Annotated in this window: 11 protein-coding genes; 5 read left to right on the plus strand and 6 right to left on the minus strand. The window is 63.0% G+C overall.

The annotated features are described in order from the left end of the window. Positions 1–457: 457 nt before the first annotated feature. Positions 458–2,032 (plus strand): alkaline phosphatase D family protein, encoded by a 1,575-nt coding sequence (locus NKH28_RS12775; protein WP_352767496.1) that lies wholly within the window; start codon positions 458–460, stop codon positions 2,030–2,032. Between the two features lie 47 nt (positions 2,033–2,079). Here the strand turns inward: NKH28_RS12775 and NKH28_RS12780 are convergent, their stop codons facing one another. Further along, a complete protein-coding gene (locus NKH28_RS12780) occupies positions 2,080–2,361 on the minus strand; it encodes a hypothetical protein (RefSeq protein WP_352451242.1) in 282 nt (93 codons plus the stop codon). 198 nt (positions 2,362–2,559) lie between these two features. Between NKH28_RS12780 and typA the strand changes: the two genes are divergently transcribed. Continuing rightward, complete coding sequence (gene typA, locus NKH28_RS12785) at positions 2,560–4,389, plus strand: translational GTPase TypA (protein WP_023678130.1); 1,830 nt, start codon at positions 2,560–2,562, stop codon at positions 4,387–4,389. Positions 4,390–4,644: 255 nt separating this feature from the next. Here the strand turns inward: typA and NKH28_RS12790 are convergent, their stop codons facing one another. After that, positions 4,645–5,271 carry a DUF1062 domain-containing protein gene (locus NKH28_RS12790; protein WP_352540902.1) on the minus strand — a complete coding sequence of 209 codons (627 nt, stop codon included), beginning with the start codon at positions 5,269–5,271 and terminating at the stop codon, positions 4,645–4,647. 392 nt (positions 5,272–5,663) lie between these two features. Here NKH28_RS12790 and NKH28_RS12795 point away from each other — a divergent pair, with 392 nt between their 5' ends. Next, a complete protein-coding gene (locus tag NKH28_RS12795) occupies positions 5,664–6,278 on the plus strand; it encodes a LysE family translocator (RefSeq protein ID WP_352834068.1) in 615 nt (204 codons plus the stop codon). A gap of 9 nt (positions 6,279–6,287) precedes the next feature. Here NKH28_RS12795 and NKH28_RS12800 read toward each other — a convergent pair whose 3' ends face one another. Next, on the minus strand, positions 6,288–6,611 hold the full coding sequence (locus tag NKH28_RS12800) for a YciI family protein (RefSeq protein ID WP_023678126.1): 324 nt from the start codon (positions 6,609–6,611) through the stop codon (positions 6,288–6,290). Between the two features lie 137 nt (positions 6,612–6,748). After that, positions 6,749–7,312 carry a peroxidase-related enzyme gene (locus NKH28_RS12805; protein ID WP_352683681.1) on the minus strand — a complete coding sequence of 188 codons (564 nt, stop codon included), beginning with the start codon at positions 7,310–7,312 and terminating at the stop codon, positions 6,749–6,751. 130 nt (positions 7,313–7,442) lie between these two features. Between NKH28_RS12805 and NKH28_RS12810 the strand changes: the two genes are divergently transcribed. Then, entirely contained in the window at positions 7,443–12,263 is a 4,821-nt protein-coding gene (locus tag NKH28_RS12810) for an NAD-glutamate dehydrogenase (RefSeq protein ID WP_352979065.1), read from the plus strand. Positions 12,264–12,452: 189 nt separating this feature from the next. Further along, positions 12,453–13,829 (plus strand): MFS transporter, encoded by a 1,377-nt coding sequence (locus tag NKH28_RS12815; RefSeq protein WP_352474669.1) that lies wholly within the window; start codon positions 12,453–12,455, stop codon positions 13,827–13,829. Positions 13,830–13,868: 39 nt separating this feature from the next. Here NKH28_RS12815 and purH read toward each other — a convergent pair whose 3' ends face one another. Together purH and NKH28_RS12825 are read right to left on the minus strand one after the other, a co-directional pair. Beyond that, the gene (gene purH, locus NKH28_RS12820) at positions 13,869–15,485 is read right to left on the minus strand and encodes a bifunctional phosphoribosylaminoimidazolecarboxamide formyltransferase/IMP cyclohydrolase (RefSeq protein ID WP_352979067.1); all 1,617 of its coding nucleotides are present in this window, start codon (positions 15,483–15,485) and stop codon (positions 13,869–13,871) included. Between the two features lie 84 nt (positions 15,486–15,569). After that, positions 15,570–17,318: a heparinase II/III family protein gene (locus NKH28_RS12825; protein ID WP_352474667.1), complete on the minus strand. Its 1,749-nt coding sequence runs from the start codon at positions 17,316–17,318 to the stop codon at positions 15,570–15,572. Between the last annotated feature and the right edge of the window lie 120 nt (positions 17,319–17,438).

Raw genomic sequence — 17,438 nt, forward strand, 5'->3', positions numbered from 1 at the left:
TGAGCCACGGTCCGACCGATCCCAAAGCGCCGGCACAACGCGCTCACATTCGCCCCCGGCGCGCTCGCCAACCTGACAAATTCCAGCTTCTGTTTCATCGCGCGCGTGTCCTCGAAGGGCATCCCGAACCTCCCGGCGCAAAGCGCGCCAAACTGTTCGCGATGTCCTCGCACACCTGTTCGCGATGTCTCCGGTCCAAACACCCCCTTGAGGGGGAGATGGCCGCGAAGCGGCCAGAGGGGGTCGGTCCAACGGGGCTCGGCCCCTTATCGCAGGCGCAAGAGGTCGGTGCTCCATCCGAGACGACCCCCTCTGTCGCCTTCGGCGACATCTCCCCCTCGAGGGGGGAGATTCGCCAGCCTGTTCACTGTTATCAAACCTTCATCGTTTCGAAATGTGCCTGAAACATTGAAGCTGGAGCTTGGCGGCGACGTTCAATGCCATCCAGGAGACAGCCATGAACAAGATTTCGATGACGCGGCGCGCTTTCGTCACGTCGGCCAGCGCCGTTGGCCTGGTCGGCGCCTCGGGCCTCGCCCTTCCCTATTACTCGCGCGCCAATCAGCGCCCGGCGTTCACCCATGGCATCCAATCCGGCGACGTCGACGCCACCAGCGGCATGGTCTGGACACGCACCGACCGGCCGTCGCGCGTCATGTTCGAGGTGTCGTCGACCGAAAGCTTCACCAATGCCGTCCGCCTGGCGCCGCTCGATACCTCGCCGGCCAGCGACTATACGGTGAAGCGGCTGCTTACCGATCTCGCCTCCGACCAGGACATCTTCTACCGCATGGTCGCGGCCGATCTTGCCGACATCAACGCCGTTTCCGAGCCGGTCGTCGGCCGCTTCCGCACGGCACCTGCCTCGAAGCGCGACATTCGCTTTGCCTGGTCGGGCGACACCGCCGGCCAAGGTTGGGGCATCGACGAGACCGGCATGAAGACCTACGCCGCCATTGCCAAGCACACGCCCGACTTCTTCCTGCATTCGGGCGATACGATCTATGCCGATGGTGCGATGAAGGACGAGGTCGACCTGCCCAACGGCGGCAAGTGGAAAAACAAAGTGCTGATCGACGAGAAGCGCAAGGTTGCCGAGACGCTGGACGAATACCGGGCGCAGTGGAAATACAACATGATGGACAGGCATGTGCTGGCGCTCAGCGCCATCTGTCCGACCTTCTATCAGTGGGATGACCACGAGGTGCTGAACAACTGGTCGGACTCGAAGGACCTGAGCGCCGACGATCGCTACACTGAAAAATCCATCCATGTGCTGGCGGCACGTGCGGCGCGCGCCTTCCACGAAATGACGACGATCCGTTACGAGCCGTCGGAGCCCGGCCGCGTCTACCGCAAGATCGCCTATGGTCCGCTGCTCGACGTGTTCTTCCTCGACATGCGTTCCTACCGCGGCCCCAACGGTCCGGATATGCAGGAGACGATGACGCCGCAATCGCGCATCCTCGGTGAACAGCAGATCAAGTGGCTGAAGCGTGAACTGGCGAATTCCAACGCAACCTGGAAAATCATCGCCGCCGACATGCCGCTCGGCCTCGTCGTCTGGAACGACGGCACCAAGAAGGTAGGGGCCGAGGCGGTCAGCAATGGCGACAATGGCCCGGCCAAAGGGCGTGAGCTGGAAATTGCCGACCTTCTTCGCTATATAAAGAATGCGGGTATCAGCAACACTGTCTGGCTCACCGCAGACGTGCATTACACAGCCGCGCATTACTACAATCCGGACAAGGCGCAGTTCCAGGACTTCGATCCGTTTTGGGAATTCGTTTCGGGTCCGATCCATTCCGGGACGTTCGGGCCTAATGGTTTCGATATGACATTCGGCCCGGAGCTGAAGTTCATAAAGGCACCAACTGCCGAACAGGGTCAAAACCTGGCGCCTTCGGCCGGCCTGCAGTTCTTCGGGCTCGTCGAGATCGATGGCGCCACCGAACAGTTGACGGTGCGGCTGATGGATCGCGACGACAGCGAACTCTACAAGGTCACGCTCGATCCGGTGCGGTCGGCGTGAGCGACGGCGCCACTACCCTCGGGCCAGCCCGAGGGTAGGAACGTATATCAATCGGGATAGCAGACGACGGGAATGTTGGGCCAGACGGCGCTGTCGCATCCGGCATTTTGCTGCCGCTGCTTGAAGGCGGCGCTGACCGGCCCGGTCACCACCGGATCGACGCCATCGGGAGCATCGGCAAAAAGCTGCTCCGCCGACGGCTTGTCGGACGGCAAAGCAGACCGCGTCTCCTTGAACGACGCCGCCGATTGCGCCGCGCCGGCCGCGAGGAGGACGGCGAGCGCGGTACATGCCAAAATCGGCCGGAGTTTGATGCCTATCTCGATCATGAAATTCGAACTGTCCGGACCATGAAAGGTTCCGCCTTGGTTAATAATTCCACTTCACACCAAGACATTTAAGATTTGGTGACTTTATTTGGTGGCTCGCCTCCTCTTTCGCAATTGCGAAAAACCCTGTATGAGCCGCCCAACCGAAAGAGGCAGCGCCTTTTGGCCTGCTGCCTGCAACGCTCCCGAGACCAAAACATGAAAATCCGCAATATCGCGATCATCGCGCACGTCGACCATGGAAAAACCACCCTCGTCGACCAGCTTCTGAAACAGTCCGGCTCGTTCCGCGACAACCAGCGCGTCGCCGAGCGCGCCATGGATTCGAACGACCTCGAAAAGGAACGCGGCATCACCATCCTGGCCAAGGCGACCTCGGTCGACTGGAAGGACACCCGCATCAACATCGTCGACACGCCCGGCCACGCCGACTTCGGCGGCGAGGTCGAGCGCATTCTGTCGATGGTGGATTCGGCCATCGTGCTGGTCGACGCCGCCGAGGGGCCGATGCCGCAGACCAAATTCGTGGTCGGCAAGGCACTCAAGGTTGGACTGAAGCCGATCGTCGTCATCAACAAGATCGACCGGCCAGATGCCCGCCACGTCGAAGTGGTCAACGAGGTGTTCGATCTTTTTGCAGCACTTGACGCTACCGACGAGCAGCTCGACTTCCCTATCCTTTACGGTTCAGGCCGCGACGGCTGGGTCTCGGAAAACCCCGAAGGTCCGAAGGACCAGGCTCTGGCGCCGCTGTTCGACCTCGTCATCAAGCACGTGCCGGCCCCGACCGTTCATCCCGGCCCATTCCGCATGATCGGCACCATCCTGGAAGCCAATCCTTTCCTCGGCCGCATCATCACCGGCCGTATCGAATCCGGCACGCTGAAATCCAACCAGGCGGTCAAGGTGCTGCACCATGACGGCACCCAGGTCGAAACCGGCCGAATCTCAAAAATCCTTGCTTTCCGCGGGCTCGAGCGCCAGCCCATTGACGAGGCGCAGGCGGGCGACATCGTCGCCATTGCCGGCCTGTCGAAAGGCACCGTCGCCGACACCTTCTGCGACCCGTCGGTGACCGAACCGCTGCATGCGCAGCCGATCGATCCGCCGACCGTGACGATGTCGTTCCTGGTCAACGATTCGCCGCTGGCCGGCACCGAAGGCGACAAGGTGACCAGCCGCGTCATCCGCGACCGCCTGCTGCGCGAGGCCGAAGGCAATGTCGCGCTGAAGATCGAGGAATCGCCGGACAAGGATTCGTTCTTCGTCTCCGGCCGCGGCGAATTGCAGCTGGCCGTGCTGATCGAGACGATGCGCCGCGAAGGTTTTGAGATCGCCGTGTCGCGGCCGCGCGTCGTCATGCAGAAGGGCGATAGCGGCGAATTGCTGGAGCCGGTCGAGGAAGTCGTCATCGACGTCGACGAGGAGCATGCCGGCGTCGTCGTGCAGAAGATGTCGGAGCGCAAGGCCGAGATGGTCGAGCTTCGCCCTTCGGGCGGCAATCGCCAGCGCATCGTCTTCCACGCGCCGACGCGCGGGTTGATCGGCTACCAGTCGGAACTGTTGACCGACACGCGCGGCACCGCTGTGATGAACCGGCTGTTCCATGCCTATGAACCTTACAAGGGTGAGCTGCCGGGCCGTACCAACGGCGTGCTGATCTCCAACGAACAGGGTGAATCGGTGGCGTACGCCATGTGGAACCTGGAAGACCGTGGCCCGATGGTCATCGACCCGGGCGTCAAGGTCTATCAGGGCATGATCATCGGCATCCATTCCAGGGACAACGACCTCGAAGTCAACGTGCTCAAGGGCAAGAAGCTGACCAACATCCGCGCCGCCGGCAAGGACGAGGCGGTAAAGCTGACACCGCCGATCCGCATGACGCTGGAACGCGCGCTGGCCTGGATCCAGGACGACGAGCTGGTCGAAGTGACGCCGAAGACCATCCGCCTGCGCAAGCTCTATCTCGATCCGAATGAGCGCAAGCGTTTTGAGAAGTCGGCGAAAGTGGTCGGCGCGGCGTAAAGGGCAATACCGCGCAATGAGCGGTAAACTCGTCACGGCTGTCATATACGACAATCGACCCGAGGCCGAAGTTTGCGTGTCGATGCTCGACGCGTATGGAATTTATGCTCTCGCGAATTATCTTCTCGATACGGGCAGGCTTGGCTTGATCCATGTGCAAGTCGCCGACTCGATCTCGATGCGGCCAAGGGTTTGATTGGCTCGGCCTCCAAAGAGGGCGACTGACCCCTGGCCGTACGGATTCCTGCCGTTGCCTCATTCACCTGCAGCCGAAATGATTTTGTCCCGGTCTGGTTCGCCAGACAGGTGGATCTGGATCGCCGTTCCCGCCCGCGCTGGCTTGCGCAAGGCTTTGGCTCCGTCCGGACCAACCACCAGCAATCGTTTCTCTTCCCAAACCTGAAGCCGCGATCGCGAGACACCGAGTTCGTTGGCGAGCAACCGGTCGAGCCGCAGCGCTGTCGGCATTTCGAGCCAGAGCTGAAGTTCGAGCGCGCTGGTATTTTCCGGTCTATCCCCGAGCGCCTGCTTATGAACGACGGCTTCGGGAAACTCCTCGACGCGCCCGATACTGCTTCGCAATGCGGCAACATCGAAGGCATGGCGCCGCGCCAGGACCGGATCGTTGCTTTCGAGCGCCTGCAATATTGTCGGTTCGATATCGCGGCGGCTGCAGCGCTCCAGAATGCCGAAATTCCAGGAATTGTCGCAGTCGATGCAGCGGTAGATCAACCAGGCGTCAATGCGCTTGCCGTTGGCATTGACCCGGAATTTGCCGCTGCAGCGATAGGCTTTCAGGCCGCCGCAGCGATTGCAGTTGAGGTGAGGTCGAGGTGCGGTCTTGGGTGTGATCGTCCAGCGGATACGCAGTATCGAAGGCATGCCGAAAGCCCTTCCCGTCGGGAAGTTCGTCAGATCGGCGATATCGAGAACCCATGCGGGCACGGCGTGGCGAGAGACTGCGGCAGTTGGAAATCAGGTGTCGCGGGTGGTTATGCGCGACAGCGGTTCAGCAGTGCCAAACCGGTCTCGAACCGCCACCCGAGGAACACATGATGTGAAAACAGGCATCGCGACTGCGACGCCCTGCTCTGTGTTGGGGGAGTTGACGAGACCGGCGGTTACGAAGGCAAAGTGAAGCTCGAAATGATGTCGGGACGACATTTCTAGCCGCGAGGTGCCTGGCCGACAAGCCTTCTTTCGGTGGACGCTACTGTCGTCGGACCAGTTGGGTTATCTTGAACGACCCAAACATTTCAAACGGGATCCGCGTCATGCATTTCACATCGCTTCTGATTTTTGCCGGCGCCCTGCTTGTTGCCGCCGGCTCGCCCGGCCCATCGATCGCCGCTCTTGTGGCGCGGGTCATCGCAAAAGGGTTTCGCGACGTGTTCCCGTTCCTGCTTGCGATGTGGATCGGCGAAGCGATCTGGCTGTCGCTGGCGGTGTTTGGCCTCGCCGTGGTGGCGCAGACGTTCCACTTTGCCTTTGTCGTCGTGAAGTGGGTCGGCGTCGCCTATCTCGGCTGGCTTGCCTGGAAGATGTGGACGGCACCGGTCGAGGCCAAGGAAGGCGCGCTGCCGCGCGAAGATTCGCCCGTCAGACTGTTCTTTGCCGGCATGGCCGTGACGCTCGGCAACCCCAAGATCATGATGTTCTATCTGGCGCTGCTGCCGACCATCATCGACCTCGGTTCGGTCAGCATGGTCGGCTGGATCGAATTGACGGCGACCATGGCAGTGGTCCTGGTCGCCATCGATTTGACATGGGTGCTCGCCGCATCGCAGGCGCGCAAGCTCTTGAGGAGCAAGCGGGCGATGAAAATCGCCAACCGCATCAGCGCCGGTACCATGGCCGGCGCTGCGGCGGCGATCGCCGCGCGGTCTTGAGCCGGCGCGTCAACCCATTTCGATTATCGGCGCAATCTCGACGCTGAAACCCGGGTCCGTCAGGATAGGACAATCCTTGGCCTTGCCGACGGCATCGTCGATGTCTTTCGCTTCGATGATGGTGTAACCGGCGGTCGGATTGCTGCCGCCATTGTTCTCGACCTTGCCGCCAGGCAGCAGGGTCTTCGACATGCCGACTGGATTGCCGCCGTCGACCACCGCTGAGCCAAGCTTGCCGTACCAGCCGTTCCAGGCATCCATCGCTGCCTTCCGTTCGGCCTCCTCGGTCGGCATCTTGCCCGAGCCGTGATAGACGTAGAGAAATTTCGCCATGTTCTCCTCCTCTGATCGGCGGCATCGAACCGGCATGCGGTCATGCCGCATGCCGATCATCGGACCAAACCGGCAAACAAGCAACGAGAATGCGAAGTAGCTAATATAATATGCCGTTGACTCGCAACGCCGGTGCCCTATCGCGCCATCGCATGGTATTCATCGTTCGGCCGCATATCGATTGCCGATGCCAGCCGGTTCGACATGTTGAAGAACGCCGCGGTCGAGGCGACGTCCCAGATGTCGCGGTCGGAAAAGCCGACTTGCCGCAACGCCGCCCGGTCCGCTTCGACGATCTTTGCCGGCTGCCCGGTCAGCTTCACCGCGAATTCGAGCATGGCGCGTTGCCTGTCCGACAGCTTGGCGGCGCGAAAATTCATCACCATCATCTCGCCGAAGGCTGGGTCGCCGGAAAGCTGGCGCACCGCCGCGCCATGCGCGGCCAGGCAATAGTAGCAATGGTTGACCGATGAGACGGCCACCGCGATCATCTCGCGCTCGAGTTTCGACAGGCCGGATTCACCCAGCATCAAATCATTGTACATGTCGGTGAAAGCGCGCAGCTTCTTCTCGTCGAAGGCATAGGCGAGCAGCACGTTGGGAACGAGGCCGAGCTTCTCCCGGCACTTGGTGAAATAGGCCTTGGTCGCGTCGCTCAGCTCCGCCGGTGCCAGGTCAAGCGCGGTGATTTTGTCCGTCATGGCGGATCTCTCCTCTTTTTCGCCAGGCTGCCGGTGAATTCCGACATTTCGTCGCAAGCCGTCAAACCTTTGTCGCCAAATACCCGTCATCTGTTAGCATAGCCGCAAAAACATGTGACGGGAGGGACTCATGGCCAGCGTAAAGTCAGCGAGCCGGTTGAAAAAAGCCGGCCTGACGAGGGGTGAAGCCGCGGGTGGTGAAAAGCCCGGCAGGCTTGCCGACTACCTGCTGGCCCGAGCTCCGGCCGAAGATGTCGCCGCCTACGACGTCATCGATCTCGAACGCGCTGCCGAACTCGCCGGCCGCGCAGTGGCCAGGCACAAGAAGGACGACTGCGTCGTTGCCATAGACGTCGATTCCGGTGTCGTCCGCCAGGGCCGGCCGATGACGGTGATCACTGTCGTCAACGACAACATGCCGTTCCTGTTCGATTCCGTCCTCGGCGAGATTACAGAAAGCGCCGGCGAGCCGCTGCTGGTTACCCATCCAGTCATAGTCGTCAGGCACGGCAAGAACGGCGTCGAGGAAATCCTCGGCGATGGCGGTTATGCCAAGGGCGACCACAGCCATGACCGACTGAGCGTCATCCATGTCCATATCGGCCGCCTTTCGGCCGAGCAGGCCGAAGGCCTGGCCGCACGCCTGACGAAGCTGCTCGGCCAGGTGCGAGCCGCCGTCACCGACTGGAAGCCGATGCTTGCCCGCCTCGACCAGGCGATCTCGGAATTCCGCTACTCCCCAGTGCCGCTCGACAAGGCCCATGTCACCGAGGCGATCGCCTTCCTCGAATGGCTGCGCGACGACAATTTCACCTTTCTCGGCATGCGCGAATTCAACTACACCGGCGGCGAGACGAGCGGCATGCTCGAGCGCGCCGAAAAGCCCGGCCTCGGCATCCTTTCCGATCCCGACGTGCTGGTGCTCAGGCGCGGCACCGAAGCGGTAAGCACGACGCCGGAAATCCGTGCCTTCCTGCATGGGCCGGAACCGCTGATCGTCACCAAGGCCAACGCCAAGTCGTCGGTGCACCGCCGCATCTACCTCGACTACATCGGCGTCAAGACCTACACCGGCAAAGGCGTGCTTTCGGGCGAGCTCCGTATCGTCGGCCTGTTCACCTCGACTGCCTATACGCGCTCGGTGATGAAAATCCCCTATCTGCGCTCGAAGGCGGAAACCGTCATCGCCAAATCCGGCTTCAATCCAAGCGACCATTCCGGCAAGGCATTGATCAACGTGCTGGAGAGCTATCCGCGCGACGAGCTGTTCCAGGTTCCGGTGCCGATCCTGCGCAAGCATGCCGAAGCCATACTGGGCTTGATCGAGCGGCCGCGCGTCAGGGCATTGGTGCGTGTCGACCAGTTCGACCGCTTCGTCTCCGTGCTCGTCTTCGTGCCGCGCGACCGCTACGACAGCGTCGTGCGCGAGAAGATCGGCACCTATCTGAAGACCGTCTTCGAAGGCCGGCTGTCCGCCTATTACCCGGCCTTCCCGGAAGGCGGGCTGGCGCGCGTCCATTTCATCATCGGCCGCTCCGGCGGCAAGACGCCGAAGGTCGAGCAGGCAACGATCGAGGCGGCGATTCGCGACATCGTACGGACCTGGGACGATGCCCTGCGCGAGACCGCGACCGAGACCGGCGCCGATGCGAGACTCACGGCCATCGCCTCGCGTTTTTCGGAAAGCTATCGCGACAGTTTTCGGCCGGGCGTGGCGCTGGCCGATGCCGGGCGCATCGCCAAGCTCGATGCGTCAAATCCGATCGCCATCGACTATTACCGTCACGCCGACCAGAAGCCGCATCAGGCGGCGCTGAAGATCTATCACCATGGCAGCCCGGTGGCGCTGTCGCGGCGCGTGCCGGTGCTGGAAAACATCGGTTTCCGCGTCATCAGCGAGCGCACTTTCGAGGTCGGCGACAATCAATCCGGCATGATCAATAGTGATCAGCCCGGCATGGTCTTCATCCACGACATGGAACTCGAGAACAACTACGGCAGGCCGATCGACCTCGGCAATGGCGGCGCGCTGTTCGAGGATGCATTCCTTTCCGTCTGGCGCGGCAATGTCGACAATGACGGCTATAACGGCCTTGCCCAGACCGCAGGCCTGTGGTCGGGCGAGATCACCGTCCTGCGCGCCTATGGCCGCTATCTGCAGCAGGCCGGCATCCCGCAGAGCCAGGATTTCATCGCCGCCGCGCTCAACCGCTATCCCGAGATCGCCCGCGGCCTGCATGCGCTGTTCGTCGCCCGCCTCGGCCCGACGGCCGAAACAGAAGGCGTCGTCCAGGCCAAACATTTGAAGGCCAAGATCACGGATGCGCTGGAAGACGTTCCCAACATCGACGACGACACCATCATCCGCCGTTATCTGAACCTGATCGAAGCCTCGCTGCGCACCAATCATTTCGTTGCCGATACGAAACAGAAAGGCCAATCGCTGGCGATCAAGCTCGATTCGCAATCGGTCGACGGGCTGCCGGCGCCGCGGCCATGGCGGGAGATCTTCGTCTACGGCTCCGAGGTCGAGGGTGTGCATCTGCGCTTCGGCCCGGTCGCGCGCGGCGGCCTGCGCTGGTCGGACCGTGCGCAGGACTATCGCACCGAGGTGCTCGGCCTGGTCAAGGCACAGCAGGTCAAGAATGCGGTGATCGTGCCGGTTGGCGCCAAGGGCGGCTTCTACCCGAAAAAGCTGCCGATGAGCGCGGGGCGCGACGCAATTTTCGAGGCCGGCACGGCCGCCTACAAGAATTACGTTTCCAGCCTGTTGTCGATCACCGACAATATCGGGCTGGATGGCGTCATCCCGCCAGCCGGCGTCGTGCGGCGCGATCAGGATGATCCGTATTTCGTCGTCGCCGCGGACAAGGGCACGGCGACCTTCTCGGACATCGCCAACGCCATCAGCGAAAGGCACGGCTTCTGGCTCGACGACGCTTTCGCCAGCGGCGGTTCGGCCGGCTACGACCACAAGAAGATGGGCATCACCGCCAAGGGCGCCTGGGAAGCGGTCAAGCGGCATTTCCGCGAGATGAACCGCGACATCCAAACCACGCCGTTCACCGTCGTCGGCGTTGGCGACATGTCGGGCGACGTGTTCGGCAACGGCATGCTGCTGTCGGAGCAGACCCGGCTGATCGCCGCCTTCGATCATCGCGACATCTTCATCGATCCCGATCCCGACATGGCCGCTTCGATGGCCGAGCGCCGGCGTATGTTCGCTCTCGCTCGCTCAAGCTGGCAGGATTACGACAAGACGAAGCTGTCCGAAGGCGGCATCATCGTCTCGCGCAGCCAGAAGTCGATCACCTTGCCGGCCGCCGCGGCTGCAGCTATCGGCCTCGGCAAGACAACGGCCACGCCGGTCGAGATCATGAGTGCCATCCTCAAGGCGCCGGCAGATCTTTTGTGGTTCGGCGGCATCGGCACCTATGTCAGGGCATCGGGCGAGACCAACCAGGACGTCGGCGACCGTGCCAATGACGCGATCCGCATCACCGCGCTCGACCTGCGTGCCAAGGTCATCGGTGAAGGCGCCAATCTCGGCGTCACACAGCGGGCGCGCATCGAATTCGGATTGAATGGCGGCCGCTGCAACTCAGATGCGATCGACAATTCGGGCGGCGTGAACTGCTCAGACGTCGAGGTCAACATCAAGATCGCGCTGGCTTCCGCCATGCGGAAGGGATCGCTGACGCGGCCGTCGCGCAACAAATTGCTGGCCGAGATGACCGACGAGGTCAGCGCCCTGGTGCTGTCCAACAATTACCAGCAGACGCTGGCGCTGTCCCTTGCTCGCAAGCGCGGCCTTGCCGACATTGCCCATCAGAGCCGCTTCATGGAGGCGCTCGAGGCGCGCGGGCTGCTCGACCGTGTCGTCGAGACGCTGCCGTCGCCGGGTGCGCTTTGCGCGCGCGAAGCGCACGGCGAGCCGCTCACACGGGCCGAGCTCGGCGTGCTGCTTGCCTATGCCAAGATCGTGCTGTTTTCCGATATCGTCGCCAGCGACGTGCCGGACGATCCGCATTTCGACCGCGACCTGATGGGTTACTTTCCCGACCGCATGGCAAAGAAATATGCGGCGGAAATCCACGGCCATCGCCTGCGCCGCGAGATCATCGCCCGTGCCGTCGCCAATGACCTGGTCAATCGCGGCGGCCCGTCCTTCGTCAACAGGCTGCAGGAAGCGACCGGGCGCAGTGCCGCCGATGTCGTGCGCACCTTCGCCGTGGTGCGGGATGGCTTTGCGCTGCCGGCGCTCTATCGCCAGATCGACGCGCTCGACAACCGGATCGACGGACAGATCCAGCTCGACCTCTATCAGGCGGTCAGCCGGCTGATCTATGTGACCAGCGGCTGGTACCTGAAGAACGATGCCGGCACCGCACCACTCGGGCAGCGGATCACCGAGTTGCAGGATGCGCGCAAGGTGCTGGAGCCGAAGCTCGTTGCGCTGTTGCCGGCCTTCTCGCGCGAGCGGATCGAGGAGCGGCGGCACAGCCTGTCGAAGGGCGGCGCGCCCGAGAGCCTGGCCGAGCAACTGGCGTTGACCGATGTGGCGGAACTCATCCCCGACATTGCGCTGACGGCGCGGACGGCAAATGCCGGCATCGTCGCTGCCGCCAAGGCGTTTTTTGCAGTCAGCGATGTCTTCCGCATACCGCGCGTCGAAGATGCGGCGCGCTCGATCACGCCCTCGGATTATTACGATCAACTGGCGCTTTCCCGCGCTACCGACACGATCGGCGCGGCCAGGCGCGGCATCGCGGTGGCGGCGCTGACCGGCCATGCCGAGGCGGCGGATCCGGTGTCGGCATGGTTGGAGGCCGGCGGCGAACGGGTCGGACGCATCCGCGAGCGGCTGCAGGCTCTGACCGAGGGCGGCGACATCACCGTGTCGCGGCTGTCGGTGGCGTCCGGCCTGATGAGCGATCTGACAGGGCTGTGAGACGTCTTCCATATTGCGCGGGATTGCCGGGAAGAACTGCGCTATTGAGCGAACGGCGCCCTGCGTTGGGGGGCGCCGGAGCATGATCCCAAAAAGTGACGATCGGCTTTTGGACAAGATCGTGCTCAACAACAAGACGGAGCATCCTTCCGATTCGATCGGCATGGAGCAAGCTCCAGCGGAGGGGACATGGCTGAGATGGCAGTGCAGCGGGCATCGGGACGCGGCATCTGGGGATGGATGCTGTTCGACTGGGCGGCACAGCCGTTTTTCACGGTCGTTACCACCTTCATCTTCGGTCCTTATTTCGTCTCGCGCATGGCCAGCAATCCAGAGACCGGGCAAGCGGCCTGGGGCTACGGCATTGCCGCCGCCGGCGTCGTCATTGCCGTTTTGTCGCCGGTCCTCGGCTCGATCGCCGATCAGACTGGACCACGCAAACCGTGGATAGCCTTCTTCGCCGCGGTTAAAATCACCTGCCTCACCCTGCTGTGGTTCGCCGCGCCCGGCTCTAATCTTTTTCTGGTCGTGGCGTTGTTCTCGCTGGCGTCGGTCGCGGCGGAATTCTCGACTGTGTTCAACGATTCGATGATGCCCCGCCTGGTGCCGAAGAGCGACATCGGCAGGATCTCGAACATGGCCTGGGGACTTGGCTATCTCGGCGGCATGATCGCACTGATCTTCGTCGTTACCGTCATGGCCGGCTCGCCTGAAACCGGTAAGACCGTCGTTGGGCTCGACCCGATCTTCGGCCTCGACCCCAGGCTCGGCGAGGACGCGCGCGCCACCGGACCATTGTCGGCGGCCTGGTATTTCCTGTTCATCCTGCCGATGTTCTTCTTCACGCCTGATGCGATCAAAGGCATTCCAATCGGGCCGGCGGTGCGCGAAGGCCTGTCGGAACTGAAGTCGACGCTGGCCGAAGTGCGCAAGCGCAGCGGCATTTTTCGCTTTCTCGTCGCCCGCATGATCTATCAGGACGGCGTCAATGCACTGCTGGCGCTGGGCGGAACGTTTGCGGCGGCAATGTTCCATTGGTCGATTACCGAGATCGGCCTGTTCGGCATCATCCTCAACGTCGTTGCCATCGTCGGCTGCCTGGTTGCCGCACGCCTCGACACAGCACTGGGTTCCAAGACCATAGTGATGATTTCGCTGGTCATGCTAAGCATCGCTACGCTCGGCATCGTCTCGACCGGGCCGGGCTATACGCTGTTCGGCGCCTGGGTGATGCCCGGACTGGACGGCGGCGGATTGTTCGGCACGGCGGCGGAAAAAGCCTACATTTTCTACGGCCTGCTGATCGGGCTTGCCTTCGGGCCGGTGCAGGCATCGTCGCGCTCCTACATGGCGCGCAGCGTCTCCGCTGCCGAATCGGGCCGCTATTTCGGCATCTATGCGCTGGCCGGCCGGGCAACCAGTTTTGCCGCACCCTTCATGGTGGCCACGATCACCCTGGCTAGCGGCTCGGCGCGGCTCGGCATGGCGGCGATCGTGCTGTTCCTTGGCGCCGGCATGGCGATCCTGATCGGCACGCCCTATCCAGCGGATCGGCCGGCGGAGTGAGCTGCTCTTGCCTTCTCCCGCAGCGGGAGGGTAACGCGTTCAATGCCGGAAATGCCTCACTCCGGTGAAGACCATGGCAATGCCGTGAGCGTCGGCGGCGGCGATGACATCGTCGTCGCGCATCGAGCCGCCGGGCTGGATGACGGCTGTGGCGCCGGCTTCGATTGCCGACAAAAGCCCATCCGCGAACGGGAAAAAGGCATCCGAGGCGACGACCGAGCCCCTGGTCAAAGGCTCCGTCAGGCCGGCAGCCTCGGCCGCGTCGAGCGCCTTGCGCGCCGCGATGCGCGAGGAATCGACCCGGCTCATCTGGCCGGCGCCGATGCCGACTGTAGCGCCATCCCTGGCATAGACGATGGCGTTCGACTTGACGTGCTTTGCCACGCGAAAAGCGAATTTCAGATCGGCCAATTCGGCCGGCGTCGGAGCGCGCCTGGTCACCACTTTCAGCTCGAGGTCATCCACCACCGCGTTGTCGCGGCCCTGGACCAGCAAACCGCCAGCAACCGATTTCAAGCCAAGGCCCGCCGCGCGCGGGTCGGGCAGGCCGCCGGTGACCAGCAGGCGTAGGTTCTTCTTGGCGGCAATGATGCGGACTGCTTCTTCGGACGCCTCCGGTGCGATGATCACTTCGGTAAAGGTCTTGACGATCTCTTCGGCGGTTCCGGCATCGAGGATGCGGTTCATGGCGACGATGCCGCCGAAGGCCGAGACCGGATCGCAGGCCAGCGCCTTGGCATAGGCCGCCTGCAGCGAAGCGTCCTCAGCGACGCCGCACGGGTTGGCGTGCTTAATGATGGCAATTGCTGCGGAGCGCGACGGGTCGAACTCGCCGACCAGCTCGAAGGCAGCGTCGGTGTCGTTGATGTTGTTGTAGGAAAGCTGCTTGCCCTGAAGCTGGCGCGCCGTGGCGATGCCCGGCCGCCTGTCGCCGTTGACATAGAAGCCGGCGCCCTGATGCGGGTTTTCGCCATAGCGCATCACCGACTGCAGCTTGCCGCCGAAGGCGCGCCATGTCGGATGCTCGATCTCAAGCGCCTCGGCGAACCATCCCGAGATCGCCGCATCGTAGGTGGCGGTGCGGGCAAAGGCCTTGGCTGCCAGCTTCTTGCGGAAATCCAGCGACAACGAGCCGAAATTCATCTCCAGCGCGTTGAGCACCGAGGCATAGTCATCGGGATCGGTGACGATGCCGACATAGGCGTGGTTCTTGGCCGAGGCACGGATCATCGCCGGGCCGCCGATGTCGATGTTCTCGACGATCGCCGCGTAGTCGGCGCCGGAGCGACGCACCTCTTCGAACGGATAGAGATTGGAGACGACGAGATCGATCGGCTCGATGCCGTGGTCGCGCATCGCTGCGGCGTGCTCGGGATCGTCGCGCACGCCAAGCAGTGCGCCATGCACCGACGGGTGCAGCGTCTTGACGCGGCCGTCCATGATCTCGGGAAAGCCGGTGAGCTCGGACACGTCGCGCACCGCCATGCCTGCCTCGGCAAGCGCCCTTGCGGTGCCGCCGGTCGAGACTAGCTCGACGCCGGCCGAAGCCAGCGCCCTGGCGAAATCGATCAGGCCGGTCTTATCAAAGACGGAAAGGAGCGCGCGACGGATGGGTACAAGGTCGGGCGCGGGAATGTTCTTGGCGGCGACGGCCATGGGCTGGCGGCCTTTCCAGTTCTGGTTGGAGAGCGTCCGCGGGCCGTAGCATATGAGGCCCGGAAATCAAGCCGCAAGACTTGATCAGTGTCTGCCGTTGCCACCGGCTTCAGCTTTTTCCGGACGGCCGGCGATGATGGTGCGCGTCAATTGCCAGTGGACCTCCGACGTTTCCGAGGCCTTGAACGCAAGCACGATCTGGCGGCTGCGGCGCGGGCCGCCAAGCCCTGCGAAATAGATCGATTCCTCGACCTCGGGCACCACTTCGGTAGAGGTAAACACCCAGGTGTCGGCATGGTCGGCGGCCAGCACCAGACGGTCATGCTCATCCTGGAGCAGGCTAATATCGGGATGGACATGGAAACGCACCGTGACGAAGTCACGGCCATTGTTGCGGATAGAAGCGCCGCCCGGGCGCAGAAAACGGTCCCTGCCGGCAAACACATTGCCTTCGGTCGATAATTTCAGCTCGCGCTCATGCAGGAAGCCGAAGCGCGCTGCATAGCCGTCATGGCGGGCGATGAAGCCCTGGCTGCCCTTCTGGTCGGTGCGCTTGCAAGGCACATGCTGCGGCCCGCCGATCAAAGGCGTGCCGAGCAGGTCGTTGACGCGCAAGGAGTGATTGAAGCGCGCCGACGACGTGTCGTTGATGGTGGCGGTCGAGTGGGCGGCGGTGGCGCGGGCAAGCGGCCGGAACTCGGCGGCGCCATAAGTGTCTATTCCGGCGTTGACGATATAGTGCTGGCGGCCCGACGACAATTCGAAGGCGAGGCATCCGGCGTGAGCGGCATTGGATACGTCGACAGGGGGCGGCGGGCCGGTATCGGCGATCACAGTGACACCGCCCATCGACAGGCGCTCATAACCCGAATGCGGCGCGTGCAGCAACGGTGCGCCGGCGGTGTCGTCGTGATGCAGGATGCTGGCGATACGATCGTGAATGGTGGCGCCCATGCCGTTGAAGCGGGCAAGGCTGCCGTCCTGATGGCGAAAGAAGCGCAATGCCGGCAGCATCCGGTCGATGGCGCCGATCAGGGCGGCCGGCGGTGTCTCGGCCTGATTGGCGTATGTCTGGCGCAACGGCAGAAGGTCGGCGAGGATTTCAAGCACGGCCATCGGATTGCGCGAGATATGGCCGCCGTCAGGCAGGATCTGGCGGTCGAGCTCCTCGGCGAGATTGCGGGTAGCACCGCGTAGCGCCGAGGCCGGCGCCGGCAGCGACAAAGCGGCAAAGGCCAGCGCAATGCGGGCGCGCAGCCGGTCCTTGCCGTCCGGCATCTCGCGCACCATGGCGCGCAGATAGCGGATCTGGACGGCGAGCGATTTCAAGAACGCGCGGTAGAACGGAAATTCGGCGCCCTGCAACACGATCGAGGAATGCTGCAGCCAGGCAATGACACGCTTGGCCGTCGTGCCGGGCTCCCAGGCGACGCCGGAAATATGGCTGCCATGGATTGCAATCCAGTCGGAAACCAACGCCCGCGCGTTGGCGGCGGCTAGCTCGGTGCCGGCGGCACGCATATGGCGCAGCCAGCGAAAGCCATGCAGCGTTTTTTGCCAGCCGGGGTTGGGCACGTCGATCTGGAAGGGCGATTTGCCGCCGGTCTCGACCAGATGCCCCGAAAGCGGATAGCGGCCGTAATAGATCTCGAGCGCGATCTGAGGATCGGCGAGCCGCAGGTCCGGTGGAGCGATCAGGACGCGCTCCGGCGTGCGGCCTGAGTAGCGCCAGCGATAGAGTGGCCCGGCGCGCAAGCGCCGGCGCGTCTTGCGCCAGAACTCCCTCGCGACAAGCGTCCACAGACGCGTCGTGTTACCGGCAGCGATTGCCAAAACCCCTCCTGATCGTCCTCACCCAGGCACAAGTTTATATGATTCAAGAACTTGTGCGAAGGCGAATTCCGCGGCAGTGGGGCCGTTCAGCCTGTTTTCCATGCCTCCTCGCCCCAAGAA

The organism is Mesorhizobium sp. M1227, from assembly GCF_040318315.1.
Classification (GTDB): Bacteria; Pseudomonadota; Alphaproteobacteria; order Rhizobiales; family Rhizobiaceae; genus Mesorhizobium.

What these genes read in the sequence shown, in the direction of transcription:
- NKH28_RS12775 (WP_352767496.1), top strand. Translation starts at nt 458, where the DNA reads ATGAACAAGATTTCGATGACGCGGCGCGCTTTCGTCACGTCGGCCAGC.
- NKH28_RS12780 (WP_352451242.1), bottom strand. Translation starts at nt 2,361, where the DNA reads ATGATCGAGATAGGCATCAAACTCCGGCCGATTTTGGCATGTACCGCG.
- typA (WP_023678130.1), top strand. Translation starts at nt 2,560, where the DNA reads ATGAAAATCCGCAATATCGCGATCATCGCGCACGTCGACCATGGAAAA.
- NKH28_RS12790 (WP_352540902.1), bottom strand. Translation starts at nt 5,271, where the DNA reads ATGCCTTCGATACTGCGTATCCGCTGGACGATCACACCCAAGACCGCA.
- NKH28_RS12795 (WP_352834068.1), top strand. Translation starts at nt 5,664, where the DNA reads ATGCATTTCACATCGCTTCTGATTTTTGCCGGCGCCCTGCTTGTTGCC.
- NKH28_RS12800 (WP_023678126.1), bottom strand. Translation starts at nt 6,611, where the DNA reads ATGGCGAAATTTCTCTACGTCTATCACGGCTCGGGCAAGATGCCGACC.
- NKH28_RS12805 (WP_352683681.1), bottom strand. Translation starts at nt 7,312, where the DNA reads ATGACGGACAAAATCACCGCGCTTGACCTGGCACCGGCGGAGCTGAGC.
- NKH28_RS12810 (WP_352979065.1), top strand. Translation starts at nt 7,443, where the DNA reads ATGGCCAGCGTAAAGTCAGCGAGCCGGTTGAAAAAAGCCGGCCTGACG.
- NKH28_RS12815 (WP_352474669.1), top strand. Translation starts at nt 12,453, where the DNA reads ATGGCTGAGATGGCAGTGCAGCGGGCATCGGGACGCGGCATCTGGGGA.
- purH (WP_352979067.1), bottom strand. Translation starts at nt 15,485, where the DNA reads ATGGCCGTCGCCGCCAAGAACATTCCCGCGCCCGACCTTGTACCCATC.